General features: G+C 70.9%; 16 protein-coding genes and 2 pseudogenes. 10 read left to right on the plus strand and 8 right to left on the minus strand.

Annotation, left to right across the window (positions count from 1 at the left end):
- Positions 1 to 130: 130 nt before the first annotated feature.
- Entirely contained in the window at positions 131 to 508 is a 378-nt protein-coding gene (locus tag ACZ7GJ_RS31045; RefSeq protein WP_470756227.1) for a peptidylprolyl isomerase, read from the minus strand.
- Between the two features lie 90 nt (positions 509 to 598).
- On the opposite strand from ACZ7GJ_RS31045, the gene ACZ7GJ_RS31050 reads away from it, so the two are divergent.
- Positions 599 to 2,773: a SpoIIE family protein phosphatase gene (locus tag ACZ7GJ_RS31050; RefSeq protein WP_470756229.1), complete on the plus strand. Its 2,175-nt coding sequence runs from the start codon at positions 599 to 601 to the stop codon at positions 2,771 to 2,773.
- Between the two features lie 90 nt (positions 2,774 to 2,863).
- On the opposite strand, the gene ACZ7GJ_RS31055 is transcribed toward ACZ7GJ_RS31050, so the two are convergent.
- From ACZ7GJ_RS31055 to ACZ7GJ_RS31065, 3 genes are all read right to left on the minus strand, one after another.
- Positions 2,864 to 3,451: an HAD family hydrolase gene (locus tag ACZ7GJ_RS31055; protein ID WP_470756231.1), complete on the minus strand. Its 588-nt coding sequence runs from the start codon at positions 3,449 to 3,451 to the stop codon at positions 2,864 to 2,866.
- 38 nt (positions 3,452 to 3,489) lie between these two features.
- Entirely contained in the window at positions 3,490 to 4,308 is an 819-nt protein-coding gene (locus ACZ7GJ_RS31060; RefSeq protein ID WP_470756351.1) for a hypothetical protein, read from the minus strand.
- Between the two features lie 428 nt (positions 4,309 to 4,736).
- The gene (locus ACZ7GJ_RS31065) at positions 4,737 to 7,634 is read right to left on the minus strand and encodes an AfsR/SARP family transcriptional regulator (protein ID WP_470756233.1); all 2,898 of its coding nucleotides are present in this window, start codon (positions 7,632 to 7,634) and stop codon (positions 4,737 to 4,739) included.
- Between the two features lie 808 nt (positions 7,635 to 8,442).
- Here ACZ7GJ_RS31065 and ACZ7GJ_RS31070 point away from each other — a divergent pair.
- Positions 8,443 to 9,633 (plus strand): cytochrome P450, encoded by a 1,191-nt coding sequence (locus tag ACZ7GJ_RS31070; protein ID WP_470756235.1) that lies wholly within the window; start codon positions 8,443 to 8,445, stop codon positions 9,631 to 9,633.
- A gap of 114 nt (positions 9,634 to 9,747) precedes the next feature.
- On the opposite strand, the gene ACZ7GJ_RS31075 is transcribed toward ACZ7GJ_RS31070, so the two are convergent.
- Positions 9,748 to 9,909 (minus strand): hypothetical protein, encoded by a 162-nt coding sequence (locus ACZ7GJ_RS31075; RefSeq protein ID WP_470756353.1) that lies wholly within the window; start codon positions 9,907 to 9,909, stop codon positions 9,748 to 9,750.
- On the minus strand, positions 9,894 to 10,364 hold the full coding sequence (locus ACZ7GJ_RS31080; RefSeq protein WP_470756237.1) for a transposase family protein: 471 nt from the start codon (positions 10,362 to 10,364) through the stop codon (positions 9,894 to 9,896). The genes ACZ7GJ_RS31075 and ACZ7GJ_RS31080 overlap by 16 nt, the downstream gene beginning before the upstream one ends.
- A gap of 316 nt (positions 10,365 to 10,680) precedes the next feature.
- Between ACZ7GJ_RS31080 and ACZ7GJ_RS31085 the strand changes: the two genes are divergently transcribed.
- Both ACZ7GJ_RS31085 and ACZ7GJ_RS31090 read left to right on the plus strand, forming a co-directional pair.
- Complete coding sequence (locus ACZ7GJ_RS31085) at positions 10,681 to 11,652, plus strand: quinone oxidoreductase family protein (RefSeq protein ID WP_470756239.1); 972 nt, start codon at positions 10,681 to 10,683, stop codon at positions 11,650 to 11,652.
- Between the two features lie 162 nt (positions 11,653 to 11,814).
- Complete coding sequence (locus ACZ7GJ_RS31090) at positions 11,815 to 11,961, plus strand: hypothetical protein (protein WP_470756241.1); 147 nt, start codon at positions 11,815 to 11,817, stop codon at positions 11,959 to 11,961.
- A 214-nt stretch (positions 11,962 to 12,175) separates the two neighbouring features.
- On the opposite strand, the pseudogene ACZ7GJ_RS31095 reads toward ACZ7GJ_RS31090, so the two are convergent.
- Positions 12,176 to 12,663, minus strand: a pseudogene (locus tag ACZ7GJ_RS31095) (transposase); the annotation flags it as partial.
- Between the two features lie 27 nt (positions 12,664 to 12,690).
- On the minus strand, positions 12,691 to 13,737 hold the full coding sequence (locus tag ACZ7GJ_RS31100) for a M4 family metallopeptidase (RefSeq protein ID WP_470756243.1): 1,047 nt from the start codon (positions 13,735 to 13,737) through the stop codon (positions 12,691 to 12,693).
- A gap of 311 nt (positions 13,738 to 14,048) precedes the next feature.
- Here ACZ7GJ_RS31100 and ACZ7GJ_RS31105 point away from each other — a divergent pair, with 311 nt between their 5' ends.
- The 6 genes and pseudogenes from ACZ7GJ_RS31105 (at position 14,049) to ACZ7GJ_RS31130 (ending at position 20,352) form a co-directional block, all read left to right on the plus strand.
- Positions 14,049 to 14,735 (plus strand): RNA polymerase sigma factor, encoded by a 687-nt coding sequence (locus tag ACZ7GJ_RS31105; protein ID WP_470756245.1) that lies wholly within the window; start codon positions 14,049 to 14,051, stop codon positions 14,733 to 14,735.
- Positions 14,732 to 15,556 (plus strand): hypothetical protein, encoded by an 825-nt coding sequence (locus ACZ7GJ_RS31110; RefSeq protein WP_470756247.1) that lies wholly within the window; start codon positions 14,732 to 14,734, stop codon positions 15,554 to 15,556. The genes ACZ7GJ_RS31105 and ACZ7GJ_RS31110 overlap by 4 nt, the downstream gene beginning before the upstream one ends.
- Positions 15,557 to 15,624: 68 nt before the next feature.
- On the plus strand, positions 15,625 to 16,176 hold the full coding sequence (locus ACZ7GJ_RS31115) for a hypothetical protein (RefSeq protein WP_470756249.1): 552 nt from the start codon (positions 15,625 to 15,627) through the stop codon (positions 16,174 to 16,176).
- A 102-nt stretch (positions 16,177 to 16,278) separates the two neighbouring features.
- Positions 16,279 to 18,627 carry a bifunctional polysaccharide deacetylase/glycosyltransferase family 2 protein gene (locus ACZ7GJ_RS31120; protein ID WP_470756251.1) on the plus strand — a complete coding sequence of 783 codons (2,349 nt, stop codon included), beginning with the start codon at positions 16,279 to 16,281 and terminating at the stop codon, positions 18,625 to 18,627.
- A 158-nt stretch (positions 18,628 to 18,785) separates the two neighbouring features.
- The gene (locus ACZ7GJ_RS31125; RefSeq protein WP_470756253.1) at positions 18,786 to 19,358 is read left to right on the plus strand and encodes a GNAT family N-acetyltransferase; all 573 of its coding nucleotides are present in this window, start codon (positions 18,786 to 18,788) and stop codon (positions 19,356 to 19,358) included.
- Positions 19,359 to 19,456: 98 nt separating this feature from the next.
- Positions 19,457 to 20,352 (plus strand): annotated as a pseudogene (locus tag ACZ7GJ_RS31130) (TauD/TfdA family dioxygenase).
- Positions 20,353 to 20,403 lie beyond the last annotated feature (51 nt).

Here is a 20,403-nt window from a genome sequence, read left to right on the forward strand (position 1 = left end):
GAACAGCCGGGGGGAGGATGCGGCCGCTGGTGTTCCTCCGCGAGGCGCTCGACGGGCTGTCGAAGGTGCGGAGGTTGAGACCCGGCGGGTCCGGTCAGTGGTTGGCCGTGCCCTGCAAGGTCCGAGTGGGCTACCTCTCGGTGATCGTCACGTCCTGGAGGGTGACCCTCTTCTCGGGGGCGCCGTCGCCTTCACCGTTCGCGTTGTCCCTTCCGGCCTTCGCGACCTGTTCCAGAAGGTCCATGCCGTTGGCGACCTTGCCGAAGACGGTGTGGTCCGGTGGCAGTTCGGAGTCTCCGTAGACCATGAAGAACTGGCTTCCGTTGGTGCCGGGGGCCGCGTTGGCCATGGCCGGGGTGCCCTTGCGGTACGTGGCTGTCTCCTTGCCGGGTGCGGCCTCCGGCAGGCTCTCCTCCCCGTACTTGTAGCCGGCCCGCCGGAGCCACGGCGACGAGTCCGGCCGGCAGAAGTACCTCCAACGGGGGAGGGCACACGATGAGCTGCACAACCTGACGTGCCGCTTCATTCCGCTGCCACGAGCGGCCGCCTGGGCCTCGACCCGCGCGATCCGTTCGAGTTGTCGGCGTATTGTCCTGCTATGCAAGCTGCGGTGCCCGGCTTCGGTGAGCAGCCCAGTCCGGCTGGGCTGCTCGGCGCCGCGCTCGTCGGCACCGTGCGGCGCACCGGCGCCTCCGCGGGGGTTCTCTACCTGCTGGACGAGGCCGCGCAGACCCTGGGCCTGGCGGTGCTGTGCGGGTTGCCGGAGGAGGTGGCCTGGCCCTGGCACCGGATCCCGCTCGCGGCGGCAGCTCCGGTCTGCGAGGCCGTCCGGGAGGGCCGCCTGGTGTGGGTCGGCTCCCAGGAGGACATGGCGCGCGTGTACCCGCGGGTCGCGGCGAGCCTGCCGTACCGCTTCGCCCTCGCGGCCGCGCCGCTGCCGGGCCGCTCCCGGTGCTGGGGCGGCCTGGTCCTGCTGTGGCCGGCCTCCCACCCGGAGCGCGCCACCCGCCGCGAGCTGGGCCACATCTCCGCGGAGGCCCGGAGCATCGCGCACGCCCTGGACCAGTCCGCCGACCCGCCACGGGCGCCCGAGCAGCCCCACCAGGTGTCACTCGCCGGACCCCACCCGTACGCGGGCCGGTCCCCGCAGGCGGCGGCGGACTATGCCGAGCGGCTGCCCGAGGGCGCGCTGGCCCTGGACCTGGAGGGCCGGATCACCTTCGTGAACGGTGCGGCGGCCGCCCTGCTCGGCCAGGCCGCGGACCGACTGCTGGGGACCCGGCCCTGGCAGTCCCTGCCCTGGCTGGACCAGCCCGCCGTCGAAGACCACTACCGCACGGCCGTCATCAGCCGCGAACCCGTCGAGTTCACCGCCCCGCACCCCCCGGACAGCTGGCTTCGCCTCCAGCTCTACCCGGACGCCAGCGGCATCAGCGTCCGCATCACCCCCGAACCCGACCCTGGCGGCGGCGACGGCGGCGACGGCGACCGGCCGGAGTCCGCCCGCCCGTCCCGCGCCGAGTCCGCCGCGTCCCGGACCGCCCATACCGGCCGTCTCTACCAGCTCCTGCATCTGGCATCCGCCCTGACCGAGACCGTGGCCGTCAACGACGTCGTCGAGCTGGTCGCCGGGCAGGTCCTTCCCGCGTTCGGCGCGGACGGGCTGGTCCTCTCAGCGGCCGAGGCCGGCCGTCTGAAGATCACCGGCTGGCACGGCTACGACCGGCAGACCATCGAGCGCCTCGACGGCCTTCCCCTGAGCACCGACGTCACCCCGGCCGGACACGTGCTGGCCACCGGCATCCCGTCGTTCTTCGCCAGCCTCGAGGAACTGGCCCGCGAATTCCCCCGGGCTCCTCTGATGAGCGGGAAACGCGCCTGGGCCTTCCTGCCGCTCCTGATCTCCGGCCGGCCCGTCGGCTGCTGCATCCTGTCCTACGACCGACCGCACACGTTCACCGCCGACGAACGCGCGGTCCTCACCTCCCTCGCCGGGCTGATCGCCCAGGCACTGGACCGGGCCCGGCTCTACGACGCCGTGCACGGCCTCGCCCTCGGTCTTCAGGAAGCGCTCCTGCCCCGCAGCCTCCCGGCCGTGCCCGGCCTCACCATGGCCGCCCGCTACCTGCCCGCCAGCCGGGGCATGGACATCGGCGGCGACTTCTACGACGTCATCCGCCTCGACGCCACCACCGTCGCCGCGGTCATCGGTGACGTCCAGGGCCACAACGTCGCCGCCGCCGCCCTGATGGGCCAGGTCCGCACCGCCATCCGCGCCACCACTGGCGCCCCACCCGACCAGGTCCTGGCGCGCACCAACCAGGTACTGATCGACCTGGGCACCGACCTGCTCGTCACCTGCCTCTACGCCCGGATCGACCTCGCCCACGGGCGGGCCACCCTGGCCAGCGCCGGCCACCCACCGCCCCTCCTGCACCGGCCGGGGCGAGAGGGGCTGATCATCGGGCTCGACCCCGCCCCGCCGCTCGGCATCGATCTCGGCACGCCGTACCCCGTCACCGACCTCGCCCTCCCACCGGGCAGCACCCTCGGCCTCTACACCGACGGGCTCGTGGAAGTACCCGGCATCGACCCCGACGGGACGGCCGCCGACCTCGCCCGGCACCTCGCCGGCCACCACGACGAGGACGTCGAGGCTCTCATCGACCACCTCATCCGCCGCGCCTGGCCCACTGGCCGGTACACCGACGACACCGCCCTGCTCCTGCTGCGCACCACCGGGCCGGGCGGGTCCGGCCACGGTGCGGCGTAATGGGGCCGGACGGAGACCGAACGGCACCCGCCCTGCCGTCGTCCCGGGTCAAGGGGCGGCGACAGGGCGGGTGGAAGGGCGGGCCGGCTGTTATCGGTCGAGGAACGGCAGCAGTACCCGGTGCAGCGGCAGGTAGGCCGGCTTGTCGCGCTGGCCGATCTGGTAGCCCCGCATCCCTGCCGCAGCGGCCGCGGTGACCTCGTCGGGGTTCTCGCCCTCGAACACTGCCCGGCAGCCGCCGGAGTTCTCGACGCCGCGCTGGAACAGGGCCGGGGCCGGCTTGAACTCGTCGGTGCCGCGCGGGGTGAGGATCCGGTCGCCGAAGTACTCCCAGACGAACGGCTCCGCCTCCGACCAGCTCGCCGAGATGTACTTCTTCGTCGCCTCCGCCCGTTCGGGATCGGTCGTACCCCAGCTCGGCGGCACGTTCGTGATGATGCCCACCGGTACCCCGGCGTAGTGCAGCTGACGCAGGTACCGCAGCGCCCCCGGCATGTACTTCAGGTGTGCACGGTCGGAGGTGTCGACCAGGGTGTCGCCCAGGTCGAACCAGACCACCGAGCAGGTCGGAACCCGCCGGTCTTCGGGTGGCGACCCGGCCGCCCACGCCGGGCCGGCGGGTGCGAGCAGTGCCGTCGCGGTGAGGGCCACCGCGGCCAGGCGGGTGAACAACTTCATGAGATCCCCCAACTCCGTTGTACCGACTACTGGCCGGGTCAGACCGCGGTCAGGGCGTACGTACCCGTACCGTCCTGCTTGCCGCTGGAGTACTGGCGGATCAACTCCCCGTCCGCGTAACGGTCATAGCCCATCATGGAGCCGGTGTACTTGTTCTGCACACCGATCTTCGAGCTGCCGGGTACGTCGCGGTAGATGTAGAACCGCTGGAGGTCGTCCTCCCCGCAAGCGGCCGTCGTCAGGTAGGCCTGCTCCTGGTCGGCGATGTCCGCCGGGATGGTGGCGCATCCGCCGTTGCCCCAGTTCCACAGCGTCGCCTCGAGGACTCCGTTGTTCTCCGTCACGTCGCACAGGCGCCAGTTGTCCAGGTGGGCGCTGAAGAACGTAGATACGCGCAGGCGGGTGCCGTCGTTCGCCAGGAGCGGTGCGCTCCAGTTCAGGGGCCTGCCAGGCACGTCGATCCTGTAGGCGCCGGACGTGCAGTTGAACGCGGCCTGCGCGCCCAGCCCGGTGGCCTTGGGCTGTTCGGCGGACATGGCGCTCGTGAAGCTGCTGCCGCCGGGCCTCTCGATCCACTTCAACGTCCAACGGCCGTCGTCCTGTTGGACGCGGTTGCAGTTGAGGCTTGCGGACGTACCGGTGGCCTCCTGGGTGACTCCGGTCGTCTTGATGTACGGGTGGCGTATGCCGAGGTCGGCCGCTGTGCAGGTGTCGCCGGGCTTGACCTGCGCGGCGGCGGACTTCGCAGGTGCGGCCGAGGCCGGTAAGGCGCCAAGGCCGACGGTGACTACCGCGGCGGAGGCGGCACAGGCCATGAACGCTTTGCCCATGCGGCCGACGGACTTTGTGGGGCGCATCATTGCCCTCTCCCCCTGGTTGTGGGTGTTCGGTCAGGGGGCGAACGTAGCCGCCACGGAGGTGGGGGCGGGAGCCCGGAACCTGCCAAAAATGATCATAGAGGGGCCTATTCCGCCCTCGCGCACATAGGCCAGGTGGTGCCGTGGTGGTGGCCTGGCCCTGCACGGTGAGCCTGCCGTCGTTGTTCACACCGCCCCCATTGCCGGCGTCACCCTCCGAGCTGTTGAAGCCCTTGACGCTGTTGCCGGAGATGGAGGCGCGATCCTTCATGGTCCCGGCGTCTGCGCAGGTGTTCGCGGTGGGGGACGACCGGGCCGGGCGGGAGTACTTCGGGGTCGAAGTACTCCCGCAAGACACCGACTCCAAGGCACGTCCGGGTCCGTCTCGAAGCACCAGTGCAGCGAGTACGCCGACAGGCGGCGGCCCGTCAGCCCGCGAGGCGGCGCAGTTCCGGTAGGACCTGGGCGTCGGTGCCCTCCAAGGTGCGCAGCGCGCTGCGCCAGTGTTCCCGAGCCGCCGGTTCCTCTCCCGCCTCACGCAGGACGTGTCCGTATTCGTGCTCCGCCAGACCTGTGGCGTACGTGTCGCCGCGCTTCCGAGCGCGCTCCAGCAGCATCTCGCATGTCAGCCGCGCCGCTTCGAGGCGCCCGAGCAGCCTCTGCGCCCGGGCTCTTCCCCGGTGCATCTCCCGCTCGGCGTTCCAGTGCGACGCACCCGTGGCGGTGACGACGAGGCCCGCGTCGAAGCGCGCCAGAGCGACTTCGGGCTCGTCCAGGGCCAAGTGGGTGTGGCCGATGTTGCACAGCGCCACCAGGCTGAGCGCGTCCGCGCCGATCCGCGTCGCGAGGTCCAGGCTCTGGAGGTGGTAGGAGATCGCCAGTCGTGCGTCGGTCGGCTCGGTCACGTACCCCTGGTACCCCAGGAGGGTCGCCTGATGGAAGTCGGATACGGACTCGGGGCGGAGCGACAGGCATTCGGCCAGAGCCGCCCGGGCTTCGGCGAACCGTCCCAGCGCTCTGAGAACCGCCGCTCTGTTGCCGAGCGTGAGCATGCGGTCGATGCCGTCATCGCCTGCCCCCATCGCGCTGGACTCCTCCAGCAGGCGCAATGCCTCGTTCAGGAATCCGTCGGAATACCGGGCGATTGCCAGTCTGCCCAGGGCAGTGGATTCCGCCTCCATGTCGCCGCTTTCCCGGGCCATGCGGATCGAGTGGTGCGTCAGACGCTGCCTCGCCTGCGTGAGCCCGCGGTCGTGGAGGTAGGGATAGAGCGTCTTGATGAGTTCGATGGCCTGCCGGCGGCCCAGTCTGCCGCCGCCCTTCTGCCCTGCCAGGAAGATCAGGTTCTCCGCCTCCCGATCCGCCCACGCCAGGGCTTCTGCCGAGTCGTGGAAGGACGGGCCGTCCACAGGGGCAGGATCCGCGTCCGCACCAGCACGCGGCGGACACGCCGACGGCATGCTGGGGCGCAGGACCTCGGCGCAGGCCGCTGCCCGGCGGACGTACCACCACAGCGCACCCTCGTCCAGCCCGAGGTGGTGCGATCGCGCGGGGTGGGAGTGTGCCAGCTCTCGGGCGAACTCCCGCACGAGAGCGTGAGGCACGTACCGGCCGGCACGCGGCTCGTCCAGCAGCGCGACCTCGGCCAGCCGCTCGAGTGCCAAATCCGAGCGGCTTTCGGACACGTCCATGAGTCGTGCCATGAGGGCGGCGGAGTACTCGGGCAGGTCCAGGGAACCGAGACGCGTGAGCGCGTACGCCGCGTCGAGGTCGCGTCGTTCTTGTGACGAGGCGAGGGCCTCATGGGCCACGGCCAGCGACCTGCGGACGCTCAGGTCGTCCAGTTCGAGGTGGTCCAGCCGGTCCCCCTGGGCGGCGAGTCGTTCGGAAAGCGCTTCCAAGGTCAGGGACTTACGGGCCGCGAGCCGGGCGCCGGTGATCCGCAGCGCGAGGGGAAGCCCGCCACACAGGGCGACGAGACTGTCCACCGAGCCTGAGTCGCCCGTCTGCAGCGAACGGCCCGATGCCCTGGTCAGCAGCAGCCTGCTCGACGCCGGTGACAGAGGCGCCAACCGGATGTGCCCGCTGCGATCCAGCGTCGCGAGCGGAAGCCGGCTCGTGACCAGTACGGCGCATCCGGGTCCGGCCGGCAGGGCAGGCCCGATCTGTCCCACCGAGGACACGTCGTCCAGGACGAGGAGGACGCGCTTGTCCGCCAGCGTGGTCCTCAGCAGCGCCGACGCCTCCGCGCTGTCCACCGGGACGTGCCGGGGGTCCACGCCCATGCCCTGCAGGAGCCTCGCGACCGCCCGGCAGGACTCCAGCGGCGGAACCCCGGGAGTCGCCGCGTGCAGGTTGAGAAACAGCTGCCCGTCGGGAAAGGCGTCCTGCAGCCCCTGGGCGACGTGCAGGGCCAGGCCGGTCTTCCCCACGCCCGCCATCCCGCTGATCAGGGCGACGGCCGAGTGCGAGCGCGGTGCGAGCAGTACCGCGCGGATCGCTTCGACGTCCTCGGCGCGGCCTACGAAGTGCACCGGAGGCGCGGGGAGCTGGGCCGGCCGGGCGGCAGTGGGTACGACGGCGGACCTCTCCTCGGGAGCCGGACGGCCCGTCCCCGACAGGATGAGCTGATGTGCCTGCCGGGCCGCGGGTCCCGGCTCCACGCCGAGTTCGTCGACGAGCACCCTCCGCAGGCTCTGGTACTGGGACAGCGCTTCAGCCTGCCGGTCCGTACGGTCGAGGACGAGCATCAGCTGGCGGTGGAAGGACTCGCGCAGCGGGTGCTGCGCGACCAGGAGGGCGAGCTCGGCGGACAGGCCGTCGAGTTCTCCCAGGCGAAGAAGGGCCTCGAAGCGGCACTCCAGGGTCTCGAGCCTGCGCTCCTCGAGATAGACGACCTTGGGGTGCTCCGGCACCGCCATCGACGCCACCGTCGTGCCGGCCAGAGGCGTACCCCGCCACAGTCCCAGCGCGGCCTCGGCTTCCCGCTGAGCCTCACGCCACTTCTCCAGGCGCAGTGCCTCCTGGGCGCGGTCACTGTGCTGCATGAAGGCATCACAGTCGACCTCCCCGTCGGCGACCTGCAACTGAAACCCCTGGCCGACCGTACGGATACGGGCGCCGCCCTCCGGGCCGAGGTCCTTGCGGAGTCGTGCCACGTGGTTGTGCAGGGAGGCGACTGCGGAGGCCGGCTGGTCGTCACCCCACAGCGCGGTCATCACCGCACCGAACCCGACGATGTGGTTCGCCTCGAGGAGAAGGGCGGCGAGCACGGCCCGGGACTTCGGCTGCACGACGGGGCAGAGCCGGCCCGCATCGTCATGCACCGTCAGCGGACCCAATATGCCGAACCTCACCAGCCATCCCCCCGAAAGTCTGATCCACGGGACATTGTCCTTCAGAGACAGGAGTTGATCAACATCAGGCGCGGGTACGAGCCGGTTCAGGCCTGGGTGCGATCTCTCGGTTTCGGGACAGTGGTTGTGAGAGGCAGCGGGCTTTGCACTCGAGGCGGTGCGGTCGCCGTACGGGACAGCCACCCGAACTTCTCGCCGGCCGGAGTCTCCATGCTCGGACCGATCGCGGCTACGTGCTGCGACACGGCAGCCGGGCATCGACGGGTCACCGCCCAGCCGAGCCGCCCGGTCACCCCACCGGGCAGCAGTACAGGGACCGCCCAGATCAACGCTGGAAGAGCGCGGCGGCTCACAGCGGCATCGAGCCGTCCGGTCCGCCGGGGCCGCCACCCCAACGGTCGCCAGCCGATCCGGCAGCGCCCAACGCCTGGGAGAGATCGCGCGCGGAGGGCAGACGGTCACCCCCACCGCACTCGCCCTCGTCGATGGCACGTCTGATCGCGCCGCCACCTGCTACCCGACCGGCCCACCGGTACAACCGACGAGTACGCGGCCGAGCACCACCCGCTGACGCCCCACCGGGCTAACCCGCCTGCTTCCGCCGGCATTGCCTTCGCCTCCTCTCATTGCAACGCCGCATTGCATTTGATCGCAGGTCATTGCATCAATTCACCCTCTTCTACCTGCACTTGCACCTAAAGGTCGTTGACTGAAACATAAACGCAACGTAGCTTTCGAGCCGTACCGCACACGTAACGTCGCAAGAAGAGGAACGGCCATGAGTGAATCTGTCCACACCGTCACGACCCTGCCGACGGAGCGTCGGCCCGGCTGCCCCTTCGACCCGCCGGCAGAGCTGATCGACGCCCGCAGCCACGGCCCCATCAGCCGCTACACCCACCCCGGCGGAAAACCTGGCTGGATGATCACCGGATACGACCTGGTCAGGTCGGTCCTGGCCGACCCGCGGTTCAGCTCTCGCAGGGACCTCCTGAACGTGGTCGACTTCGAGCTCCCTCCGGCGCCACCCGGCGAGTTCCTCCTCATGGACGACCCCGAGCACAGCCGCTACCGGAAGCCGCTGGTAGGCAAGTTCACCGCACGACGGATGCGACTGCTCACCGAGCGCATCGAGCAGATCACCACCGACTGCCTGGACGCCATGCAGAAGGCCGGGCCGACGGCGGACCTGGTCACCGCGTTCGCCAAGCCCATCCCCACCATCATCATCTGTGAGCTGCTGGGGGTGCCCTACGAGGACCGAGCCTCCTTCCAGGAGCAGATCGACAAGTTCATGAACGGCGAGACGGGCGATGAGGAGTTGATAGCCGCTTACACCGCGACCCAGGAGTACCTGGCCGAGCTGGTGGTCGCCAAGCGCGCGAACCCCACCGATGACGTGCTCAGTGAACTCACCGACAGCGACCTGACGGATGAAGAGCTGAAGGGGATCAGCCTGATCCTGCTGGCCGCCGGATTCGACACCACCGCGAACATGCTGTCCCTCGGAGCCTTCGCCCTGCTGCAGAACCCCGAGCAACTGGCCACGCTGCGCACCGATCCCACGCTCATCGACCAGGCCGTCGAGGAGCTGCTGCGGTACCTGAGCGTCGCCAAGTCGTTCATGCGGACGGCGCTGGAGGACGTCGAGGTGGGCGGCCAGACCATCGAGGCCGGCACGACCGTCGTCCTCTCGTACAACACCGCCAACCGCGATCCCGAGCGCTTCACCGACCCCCACGTACTCGACCTCAACCGGCAGGACGGCGGGCACCTGGCCTTCGGCCACGGCATCCACCTGTGCCTGGGCGCGCAGCTGGCCCGTGTCGAAATGCGGGTCGCGTTCACCGCGCTCCTCCAGCGTTTCCCCACGCTGCGCCTGGCCGTACCGGCCGAGGACGTGGCCGTGCGCCCGGAGACCGCGGACATCTACGGCGTCAAGAGCCTCCCGGTCACCTGGGACGCGTGACCGGGGGCCAGTGAGTTGCGTTCATCCTGAACGTGCAGGTCACGGGGGTGGCGTGGGTGGGTGATGTCGTACTGGTGCTGGCCGTCTGGGCCTGTCTGGTGTGAAGATCGTCGGTCAGCGGGCGATCTCGTGCCGGGTGAGGATCATCAGCGCCCGGACCAGCCGGGTGGCCCACTTCACGTCGAGGCGGAGTTTGGTCAGCACGCGCCAGTTCTTGAGATGCGCGAACGCGTGCTCACACACCGCCCGTTCCGCGGCGATCAGCTGGTTGACCAGCTTCCTCGCGGCCGCGAGCTGCCTACCCTTGGGCTTCTTGAAGCTTGTGACGACCGCCGGGTGGCGTCCGGACCCCCGCCGTCGTCGAGGCCGATGAAGCCAAGCTCGGCGATCGCGGCCAGGCCCGCTGCACGCAGCCCCTCGATCTGCTCCACGAACGTCACCGCGGGGCAAGCCTCATTGAGACACTTGAACCTGCGCACCACGACCTCGATGAAGACCGGGGCGCCGCCGATGGGTGCGTCGGCGAGGTGACGTACGTAACGGCCGTGCACCCGCCACGACGGCATCGCGCAGGACGGACATCTGGCCGGGAGTGCCTCGCACCTGCTGCGAAGCGTGACCCCTCCCGCCATCCTCTCGACCGACTCCACGACCACACCCGCCGAATGCGGCAGCAGTCGTCCCACATTCCCTGAATTGCACACCTGTTGAATGCCCAGTTCAGCAGCCATGCATCACAAGATCTTCGACAGAGCGAGAATCGCCGTCGTTCACAACAGGCACGTCGAGACAGTAGCGGCGAGAAGGGCGGCGGTCCGGAGAACAATCACCCTGATCTTGTGGCCCGTTGAGCCCCTCGATCTCGCGACGGCATGCCGAGCTGACACCGAGCCGGGGCCCAGAGCACACGAAAGTGTCCCCGCAGCTCAGTGCCGGCTTGGGCCCCGTACCCCACCCGATTGCCACACCCACCTCCGCTCAGTTGGAAAACCTTTCGGCAGCTACAGTCGTAGCGGCCGAGAACGTGACCCGAAGTCAGGAGGACGCATGCCCACAGCAGTGCAGGTTCGGCGGACCGGAGGCCCGGAGGTGCTCGAGGTCACGGAGGTGGAGATCGGCGCGCCAGGCCCGGGCGAGCTCCTGGTCGACGTGGCGGCTGCGGGTGTGAACTACATCGACACCTACCAACGGGCTGGGCTTTACCCGGTCCCGCTGCCTTACATCCTTGGCCTGGAGGGCGCCGGGACGGTCGTCGCGGTCGGCGCTGACGTGCGCGGTTTCCACGAGGGGGACCGGGTGGCCTGGCAGGACGTGCCGGGCAGCTACGCGCAGCGGGCGCTGGTGCCGGCCGATTCGGCGGTGCACGTACCGGACGGCGTGACCGACCAGATCGCCGCTGCTGTGCCGTTGCAGGGGATCACCGCGCATTACCTGGTCACATCGACCTATCCAGTCAAGGAGGGCGAAACGGTCCTGGTGCACGCGGCGGCCGGGGGGGTTGGGTTGCTGCTGATCCAGTTGGCCAAGGCGCGGGGAGCGCGGGTGATCGGCACGGTGTCGACCGCCGAGAAGGAGGCGCTTGCCCGCGAGGCTGGGGCCGACGAGGTGATCCGTTACGACCAGGTGAATTTCGCCGATGCAACCCGGAAGCTCACCGACGGTGAGGGCGTTCACGTCGTCTACGACGGGGTCGGCAAGTCCACTGTGGATGGAAGCCTGGCAAGCCTGCGCAAGCGAGGCCTGCTGGCGCTGTTCGGCGCCTCGAGCGGTCCAGTGCCGCCGATCGACCCGCAACAGCTGAACAAGGCCGGTTCGGTGTATCTGACCCGCCCAAATAGCGACGACTACGTCCAGACCCGCGCCGAGCTGGAGTGGCGGATGGGCGAGCTCTTTGCAGCGATGGCCGACGGCTCCCTCAAGGTACGGATCGGCGCCACATACGAGCTAGCCGACGCGCGGCAGGCCCATGAGGACCTGCAGGCTCGCAAGACCGCCGGGAAGGTGCTGCTCATCCCCTGACCATCGCTCCAAGGAATCCGGGCTGGTCAGAGGTGCTGGCGTGGGTGGCGGGTGGGGTGCTCGTGCTGGTCGGGGGGCGGGTGTTTCCGGCTTTGGCCGCGCCGTAAGCGGCGGGCTTCCTACGATCGCGGCGGGGTTCCTGGTCGTTCGGGAGGGGAAATCGTGTCGTCGCTGGAGAAGATCGCTGCCCGCCGGGCCGAGCTGGACCAGCTCGCGGAGTCGCTGACCAAGCAGCTCGCCGAGGTGGAGGGCGAGCGTGAGGAGCTGGTGGTCGCGGAGCGGGTGCTGCGGCGGCTGTACGAGCAGTAGGCCGAGGCCACCGCGGCCGAGCAGAACGCCGGGACGCCGCGGCTGGTGCAGGTCGCGGGACGTTCGGTGCTGAAGGTGCCGCACCGCAGCGAGGTGGCGGATGCGTCGGCGCTGCCCGTCGGCTGCCAGCGGATGCTGCAGATCGTTGAGGCCGCGGGCGGACCGGTGATGGTCAAGGAGGTCGGCGCCGAGCCGGGCATCGACGCGGCGACTTCTTCATGCGGGCGAAGGTGTGCTCGACGCGGGCCCGCACCCGTCGGTGTTCGGCGTGGTCTTCCTCCCGCCCGCGCAGGAGGGGCCGTCCGGCCCTTGCGGGGGGCGGGACGATCAGTCCGGTGCCGAGGTAAGCGCCATCCGCGATCACCGTCGTCCCGGCCGCCCCGGCCGGCAGATCCGACTCCCGCCAGGCGTGGGGCATCAGCCCTGTTCCCCGACGCCGGCCGGGCCGAAGCGACCACCAGGCAGCTGTCGGCGTGGATGATCACCAGACGTTCGCCGAGAAACGGTAGTTGCGGGAGGAGGCCGCTATGGTGCGGTCGCGGACCGGGATCAGGGTGCCGTCCACGATCCACAAGCACGGCCGCCACCGGGACCATTCCCGCCCCGTTCCCGCACCACCCTCACCACCTTCACGAACCGGTCCATCCCCACGCCCGTGAACGTCTCCACCCACAACGGCCCAGCTCGCAACACTCCACCCATACAGGCGAAATACCCAGGACCGGGGTGTTACTGGACTCCCGGGATCTGCCGGGCCGCGAACGCCTGGCGGACGGCGTCCGCAGCGCTCTTGCCGTACATCTGCTGAGCGGTGGCGATCGTCTTCAGCGCCGCGTCCTGGAAGCTGGTGTCGGGGGCGAAGCCGAACTGCGCGTTGACGATGATGCGGTCGGCGGTTCTCGCGCCCAGTGCGCCCCGGATGTCGAAGAGGGCGCGCGACCAGATCTCACCGTCCGCGTGAACCTCGCCGATCCGGTCCGCATAGACCTTGTTGCCGTCGATCCGGCGCAGGCAGTGCGGGGCGGAGCTGTACGTCGCCGAGTCCCAGTCAGCGACGCATGCCAGGTCCGCCTTCCGCGGCCACCCGTAGGCGGCGTCCGCGTGGGAGCCGACCTCGACGGCAAGGTAGTCGCCGAAGGCCTCGCCTATCGCACCCGCTTCGAGGGAGGTGCCGAAGCCGGGTACCTGGGCGTTGTGCACCGCGTGGCCGTACTCGTGGACGATCACCTCGGCGTCCTCGGCGTCGTCGACCCCGCCCTTGCCGAACCGGATCTCCGCCTTCTTGTCGGTGAAGAAGGAGTTGTCGGCGCCCCATTGGTTGATGCGGACGGGCTGGGGCCGGTCGTTGGCCCCGGGGAGCTCGCTGCCGAAGCCCAGGCCCTGCAGGTAATCCTGTGCCTCATTGACCCAGAAGTAGGCCATGACCTGCTCGAACTGGTCATCGGCTCGGGTGAAGGAGCCCGCGGCCGTGACCTTGGCCGAGGCGCCCGTGTCGGAGCGGACATAAGCCCACTTGCCCGACAGGCCGCCACTGGCGTCCAGGTTGCGCAGTGCGACCGTGGCGTAAGCGGAAGACGGTACGGCGTCCGCGGCGTCCTTCGAGTCGGCGAGCGTCTGGTCGCCCGAGGACTGGACCGGGTTGACCATGAAGACGCGGGCCTGGGGCAGCGCGCCGGCTCCGGCTGGGCTCGAGGCCATGGCCGGTCCGGCCAGGGCGCAAAGGGCCACGGTGGCGGTGGCTGCGGCCGTGAGGCCGCGGGGTGTGCGGCGATCCATGAAACATCCTCCGGGTTGGGATGTGGTGCACGGGACGGGTGTTGTCGTGCGACGTGTGCGTCGTGCCACGCGCGATGCGGCGCCATGCCTGGTGCCGCGGGCGATGCGGCGTGATCATTGCGTACGCCGCCCCGTCTTGGCCAGGGTCCGTACGCACCCGGTTCGCCGGGACCGCCCGCCGCCCGCCGCCTGCCGGGGGCACCGGGCTGGCCGTGCCGCATGATGACCCGGTGCAGAATGCGGAGCGGCCCGGCGAGGCCGGGGACGAGACGGGGAACGCCGCGATACCCACGCGGCGCGGCCCAGGGGAAATGTCCGAGCAGGTGGAAGCCGCCCGGAACGGCGACGAGGCGGCCTTCGGCGCGTTGTTCCGCGCCGTGCAGCCCGGCCTCCTGCGGTACCTGAGGGTGCTGGTCGGCGCGGAGGCCGAGGACGTGGCCTCGGAGACGTGGCTGCAGATCGCCCGGGACCTCGGTTCGTTCCGAGGGGACTTCGACGGTTTCCGCGGCTGGGCGGCGACGATCGGCCGGAACCGGGCGATGGACCTGCTGCGCGCCCAGCGCCGTCGGCCGGTCAGCGCCGTACCGGTGGAGGATCTGCTCGGCGACCGGCCGGCGACCGATGACACCGAGGGCGCGGCCCTGGCCACGGTCGACACGGCGGCCGCGCTGGCGCTCATAGCCGCCCTGCCCCGCGACCAGGCCGAGGCCGTGCTGCTCAGAGTGGTCATGGACCTGGACGCGCAGACCACCGCACGCGTGCTCGGCAAGCGGGCCGGTGCGGTACGGATGGCTTCTCACCGCGGCCTGCGCAAGCTCGCCGAACGGCTCGAAGGAACGCGCCGAACAGCGGGAACGGCCCCGGGGGGCAGCACCGCACCGGCCGAGCAGCCGGGCCCGGAGCCCGCCTCGGGGGCGCCCCCGTCGCAGACGCCGGAAAAAAATTCCGCCCAGGGAGTGACACCGAAGACGGCACCAACGCTGAAGGGCATGAGATGAGCACCAACCGTCCCCGCCGGATGAACCAGAGCACCGCCGAGCAGCTGCTCGCCCGGGTCCCTGTGGCGTCCCCGGGCGACCACGACGCCCTCGCAGGGCTGCTCGATGCCGCCGCTGCTCCCGCCACGGAGAACGAGCTGGCCGGCGAACGGGCGGCGCTGGCCGCATTCCGGGCTGCTCGCCTCGACCCTGCACCTGTCGCCCAGCACCACCCCCGGAGGCGGCCGGTGCGGACGCCGACGCTGGCGAAGCTGCTGAGCGCCAAGGTCGCGGCCATCGCCGTGGCCACCGCGATCGGCGGCGTCGCCGTCGCGGCCGGCACCGGACACCTGCCCGCCGTGCTGGGCGGAGATCCCGTCCGCAGCGAGCCCGGGCCGGCGGCGGCTTCGGCCGCGTCCACGCCCGCTGCCGACGCGTCCGAAACGGCTCCGCCCTCCGTCATGCGGCGGCCCCTACCGTCCGTACCCCCGGACCTGGTGGAACTGTGCCGCGCCTACCTCCAGGCGATCGACGCGCATCCCCCGCAGGTGCCTGCCGAGCAGCGCTTCGACGTCCTGGTCGCCGCGGCGGGAGGCCGGGAGGGCGTACGTCGCTACTGCGCGTCGGCCCCGGGCGGTCCGGGTCACGAGCCGACGGCCGCCGAAGGCCGACCCTCGGCAGGTCGGCCGAGCGGTCACCCGACGCCGGGCCAGGAGCCGGGCATTCGGCCCACCACGCCGGGTACGGCCCGGACCCACACACCGCCGAACCCGCCCGGCGAACGTCCGACCAGCCCTCCGGGCGCCCGGCCCGACGACCCGGCCACTCGATCGAAGGGGTGAACCCCGCCCGACCTCCACCGCGTCCCCGACCGCCCGGCCCCGCGCCACCACCCTGAAGGCCCCCACACATGCAACGACGACACGGCACCCCGGCCAAGGCCGACGGGCCGGCCCCCCGCGCCGCGGAACCCCGCCATAGCGGGGTGGGCGCCCCCGAGCCGCTCGCCCCCGAGCCGAGCCCCGTCTTCGTCGACGCATCCGGGCGCAGGCAGCGCCGGGTGCGCCGGATCGGGCGTCTGCTGGTCATACCGGCCGCCGCCTATGTCGTCCTGCTCATCAGCACCCTGATGGGCGGCCCGACGGTCCGCTCGCACTTCTTGCCGACCCCACCGGCGCCGCACGCACCCAAGGCCGAAAGCTCCCCGTCCCCGAGCGTCCCGAGCCCCTCGTCCGGCAACGCGGCGGGCGCACGTGTGAACCCCACCCGGTCCGCCACGCCCGCCACCGCCCCCTCCGCGGCCCGGACAGCCGCGCCGAAACCCACCGGGGTCCCCACCCTCGTCCCGACGCCCGCGCCCCCTCCCGGGAACCCCGCTCCCCCGGCGGCGACGAGCACCGCGCACGGTCGCCCCACCGCAGCGCCCGGTCAGGGCAACGGCAAGCCCACCTCCCACCCGTAACCCGTCGGAACGCAGCAGGCAGGAAGCCCCTCCCCCTTGTCCAGGAACCGTCGCCGCGCAAGCCCGGCCCGAGGCCGACACAGCACCGTGCGCAACGTCCCGTTGCGCACACACTGGCTGCTGCTCACCACGCTCGTGCTCACCCTCTCGGCGGCACTGCTGCTCCAGGGCTACACCCAGCACATGTTCGACCACACCGCCGACGGCGCTCCCCGAGCGGCGGGTCCGGCCGCTTCCGTACCCGGCCCGATAGCCTCCGGCGGTCCGGTGGTCGAGGGAACCCAAGGCCGCACCGGCGGCCCGGCCGCCCGTACGATCGCGCTGACCTTCGACGACGGCCCGGACCCGGTCTGGACACCGAGGGTCCTCGACGTCCTGCGCCGCAACGGCGTGCCTGCGACGTTCTTCACCGTCGGCACCCGGGTCGCCGAGAACCCGGACCTCGCTCGCCGGATCGTCGAAGAGGGCCACCAGATCGGAGTCCACGGCTTCACCCATACCGACCTGGGCACGGCCTCCCCCTGGCGGCGCTCGCTGGAACTGCGCGAAACGCAGCTCGTCATCGCCGGCGCCACCGGTATCACCACCCCTTTGCTGCGACTCCCGTACTCCTCGTCCAACGACGCGCTCACCGACGCGGACTGGGGCGCCGTCGTACAGGCCGGGCAGGAGGGCTACCTCACCGTGCTCACGACCCTGGACAGCCAGGACTGGCGCCGGCCGGGCGTCGAGCGGATCGTCGCCAACGCCACGCCCCAGGGTGCCGGCGGGCAGGTCCTGCTGATGCACGACGCGGGCGGGGACCGCTCGCAGACCGTCGCCGCGCTGGAGCAGCTGCTGCCCCGGCTCAAGGCGTCCGGGTACACCTTCACCACGGTCGGCGACGCAGTCGGCGTTCCCACGGCGGCGCAGCACGCGACGACCGGCGACCACTGGCAGGGTCTCGCTCTGATCAGCGCGCTCCGGAGCAGCGACTGGCTCCTCGGAGCGATCTCCTGGCTGCTGTGGGCGGCGGGCGCGATCAGCCTGCTGCGCGCCGTCGCCGTCTTCGTCGCCGCCCGGCGCCACGTACGGATGCGCCGCAGGCCGTGGGGGGCCACGGTGACCGAACCCGTCAGCGTCATCGTCCCCGCCTACAACGAGAGCGCAGGGATCGAAGCAGCCGTCCGCTCCCTGCTGGCGTCCGACCATCCGGTTGAGATCATCGTCGTCGACGACGGCTCCACCGACGGCACCGCCGACCTCGTCGAAGCCCTCCACCTGCCCGGGGTCCGGGTCATCCGGCAGCAGAACGCCGGCAAGCCCGCTGCGCTCAACACCGGTATCGCCGCGGCCTCCTGCAACTTGCTCGTCATGGTCGACGGAGACACCGTCTTCGAACCGGATGCCGTCCGCATGATCGTCCAGCCCTTCGCCAACCGCCGTGTCGGCGCGGTCTCCGGCAACGCCAAGGTCGTCAACCGGGGCGGGCTGCTGGGACGCTGGCAGCACATCGAGTACGTGGTCGGATTCAACCTCGACCGCCGCCTGTTCGACCTCGCCGAGTGCATGCCGACCGTCCCGGGCGCCGTCGGTGCCTTCCGCCGCGAAGCACTGATGCGCGTCGGCGGCGTCAGCGACACCACCCTCGCCGAGGACACCGACCTGACCATGGCCCTGTGCCGCAACGGCTGGCGTGTCGTCTACGAGGAGCGCGCCAAGGCGTGGACGGAGGCGCCCGCCTCGCTCGGCGCGCTGTGGAAGCAGCGCTACCGGTGGTGTTACGGCACCCTGCAGGCGATGTGGAAGCACCGTGGCGCTCTCACCCAGCGCGGCCAGGCCGGCAAGCTCGGCCGCCGCGGTCTGGTCTACCTGCTCACGTTCCAGGTCCTGCTGCCGCTGCTGGCTCCCGTCGTGGACATCTTCGCGGTCTACGGCCTGATCTTCCTGGATCCCCTGCGCATCCTCGGCCTGTGGAGCGCGTTCCTGCTCCTCCAGGCCCTGATGGGCCTCTATGCCTTCCGCCTCGACGGGGAACGGCCCGGGCCGCTCTGGAGCCTGCCGTTCCAGCAGTTCGTCTACCGCCAGCTGATGTACCTCGTCGTCATCCAGTCGGTGTGCACCGCGATCGCCGGCTCACGACTGCGCTGGCAGCGGATGGAGCGCTACGGCAGCCTCCAGGTCCCGCTCGGCCCAGCCGGGTCGGCGCCGGGCGAGCCCGCCCACGCCCCCGCGCCCGCCCCCGACTCCTCCGCTCCCGCTTCCACCGCCGGCTCCCTGCCCGCCGACGTCCCCGTGGCGCCGGGCCTGGAGCTCGCTCAGAGCTGGACCGAGGAAGCCCGCCGCGCCGCGGCGTTCACGCCGGACGCGGGCTACTACTCGGATCTCAGATGGGCACCCCGCCCCATGCCGAACGAACAGGTTCAGGAAGCACCCGGACACGAGATGCGCGGAGAATCGCACTGGAGTTGAGACGCCACACTTCGACGAGCCGACCATGACGCATTCCGCACGGTGTTGCGGACTCGCAGCCCATGCGGCGTGGCAGGCGTCGCCGGGGAAGTACGCGCCCCCGATCGTCCGGATAAATGGATGGCCCGAGGCGAGCCTGGCGCGGCAGGATGCTCCGCATGACCTTGCCCACCCCCGAGCTGCACACCGCCCGCCTGCGGCTGCGGCCGTTCGCCGACACCGACGCGGCGCCGCTCTACGCGCTGCACAGCAGCGCCAACGTGCTGCGTTACTGGGACTCCCCGCCGTGGACCGAACCGGCCCGCGCCCAGCGCTTCCTCGCGAGCTGCCGGAGGATCGAGGAGGAAGGCACGGGAGCGCGGGTGGCCGTCGACCGCATCTCCGACGGGGCGTTCATCGGCTGGTGCGGCCTGACCAGCTGGAACCCGGACTTCCGCAGCGCGTCCCTGGGCTACATGTTCGACGCCGCCGCGTGGGGCCACGGCTACGCCACGGAGACCGCACACGCCATCCTGCGGTGGGCCTTCGACGTCCTGGACCTGAACCGCGTCCAGGCCGAGGCCGACACCCGCAACGTGGCGTCCGCCCGGGTCCTGGAGAAGCTCGGCTTCGTCCGCGAAGGCACCCTCCGCGAGGACTGCGTCGTCAACGGCGACGTCTCCGACTCCTGGGTCTTCGGCCTCCTCCGCCGCGAATGGCAGCCGACGGCCACACCGAAGACCGACCACTAGGACCGGATACCCACCCGCCCGGGCACGCCCGGCTCCTAGCATGAGGTCCATCGCAATGCATGAGGGGGCGGGTTCATGGCGCGACACACCACACAAGGATGGACGCGCCGAACCCTCGCTTCCGGCCCGGACTTCCGCGTCCCCTACGACCTCGACCATGCGGCGCTGGCCGGCCGACTGCGGAGCGTGCTGGACGAGGGTGCTGGTTTCGCTGTCGTGACGGGAACACCGGTCACCGCGATGACCACCGTGAACGTTCAGGAGTTCAGCGTCTCGATGCTCCGCCACCTACGCGAGCCACTGCTTCAAGGGCGCGGCACCGAGGCGGCCGTGGCTTGGCTGGTGCGCGACGAGGGAGCCAGCCGTACACCGACGACCGCCGGTTCCACGAGAACGCCTACACCTCCAAGTCCCGCGGATCCCTGCACGTCCACACCGACCAGGCGGTGAGGCCATTCGGCCTGGAACCCCACTACGTTGCCCTGCTCACGCACCGCAAAGCCGAAGAAGGCGGCGAGTCCGTCCTGGTGGACGGCTGGACCGTCCATCGCCTCCTGCGCGAGCACTTCCCCCGCGAAACCGAGACCCTGCGCACCGCCTTCCCCTTCGACCGCCGGCATGTCACCCGGCAGGCCAGGACCCGGTGGTTTGGGCGCCCGTCTTCGAGGAGGACCAGGGCCGTCTACGCGTACGGTGCAACGTGCGGCGCATCGAGACCGCCGAGGAACTGACCGGCGTCCCACTCACCCCTGACCGGCTCACAGCTCTCGACGCCCTCAAACGGGTACTCGGGCAGGCTGACCTCCCCCTGTTCATCCCACTGGAGCGGGGTGACTGCCTGGTCATCGACGACCGCCGCATACTCCACGGCCGCACCTCCTACAAAGACCACCCCACCCGCGACAGCCGCCGCTGCCTCATCCGCCTCATGCTCCAGAAGCGGCCCGCCTACAGCCCCCGCCCGGCCGGCCTCCGTAACCGCACAACTCTCTGACCCCTGGCGGGACCAGGCCAGAGCCCACCGCCAAGCCGCCAGAGGCGCCCC

Source organism: Streptomyces sp. NPDC037242 (assembly GCF_055604165.1).

Excerpts from the sequence above, each read along its gene's own strand:
- ACZ7GJ_RS31110 (WP_470756247.1), top strand. The coding sequence starts at position 14,732 with ATGAGCACCAACCGTCCCCGCCGGATGAACCAGAGCACCGCCGAGCAG.
- ACZ7GJ_RS31100 (WP_470756243.1), bottom strand. The coding sequence starts at position 13,737 with ATGGATCGCCGCACACCCCGCGGCCTCACGGCCGCAGCCACCGCCACC.
- ACZ7GJ_RS31055 (WP_470756231.1), bottom strand. The coding sequence starts at position 3,451 with ATGAAGTTGTTCACCCGCCTGGCCGCGGTGGCCCTCACCGCGACGGCA.
- ACZ7GJ_RS31060 (WP_470756351.1), bottom strand. The coding sequence starts at position 4,308 with ATGCGCCCCACAAAGTCCGTCGGCCGCATGGGCAAAGCGTTCATGGCC.
- ACZ7GJ_RS31070 (WP_470756235.1), top strand. The coding sequence starts at position 8,443 with ATGAGTGAATCTGTCCACACCGTCACGACCCTGCCGACGGAGCGTCGG.
- ACZ7GJ_RS31115 (WP_470756249.1), top strand. The coding sequence starts at position 15,625 with ATGCAACGACGACACGGCACCCCGGCCAAGGCCGACGGGCCGGCCCCC.
- ACZ7GJ_RS31080 (WP_470756237.1), bottom strand. The coding sequence starts at position 10,364 with ATGGCTGCTGAACTGGGCATTCAACAGGTGTGCAATTCAGGGAATGTG.
- ACZ7GJ_RS31085 (WP_470756239.1), top strand. The coding sequence starts at position 10,681 with ATGCCCACAGCAGTGCAGGTTCGGCGGACCGGAGGCCCGGAGGTGCTC.
- ACZ7GJ_RS31050 (WP_470756229.1), top strand. The coding sequence starts at position 599 with ATGCAAGCTGCGGTGCCCGGCTTCGGTGAGCAGCCCAGTCCGGCTGGG.
- ACZ7GJ_RS31105 (WP_470756245.1), top strand. The coding sequence starts at position 14,049 with ATGTCCGAGCAGGTGGAAGCCGCCCGGAACGGCGACGAGGCGGCCTTC.
- ACZ7GJ_RS31125 (WP_470756253.1), top strand. The coding sequence starts at position 18,786 with ATGACCTTGCCCACCCCCGAGCTGCACACCGCCCGCCTGCGGCTGCGG.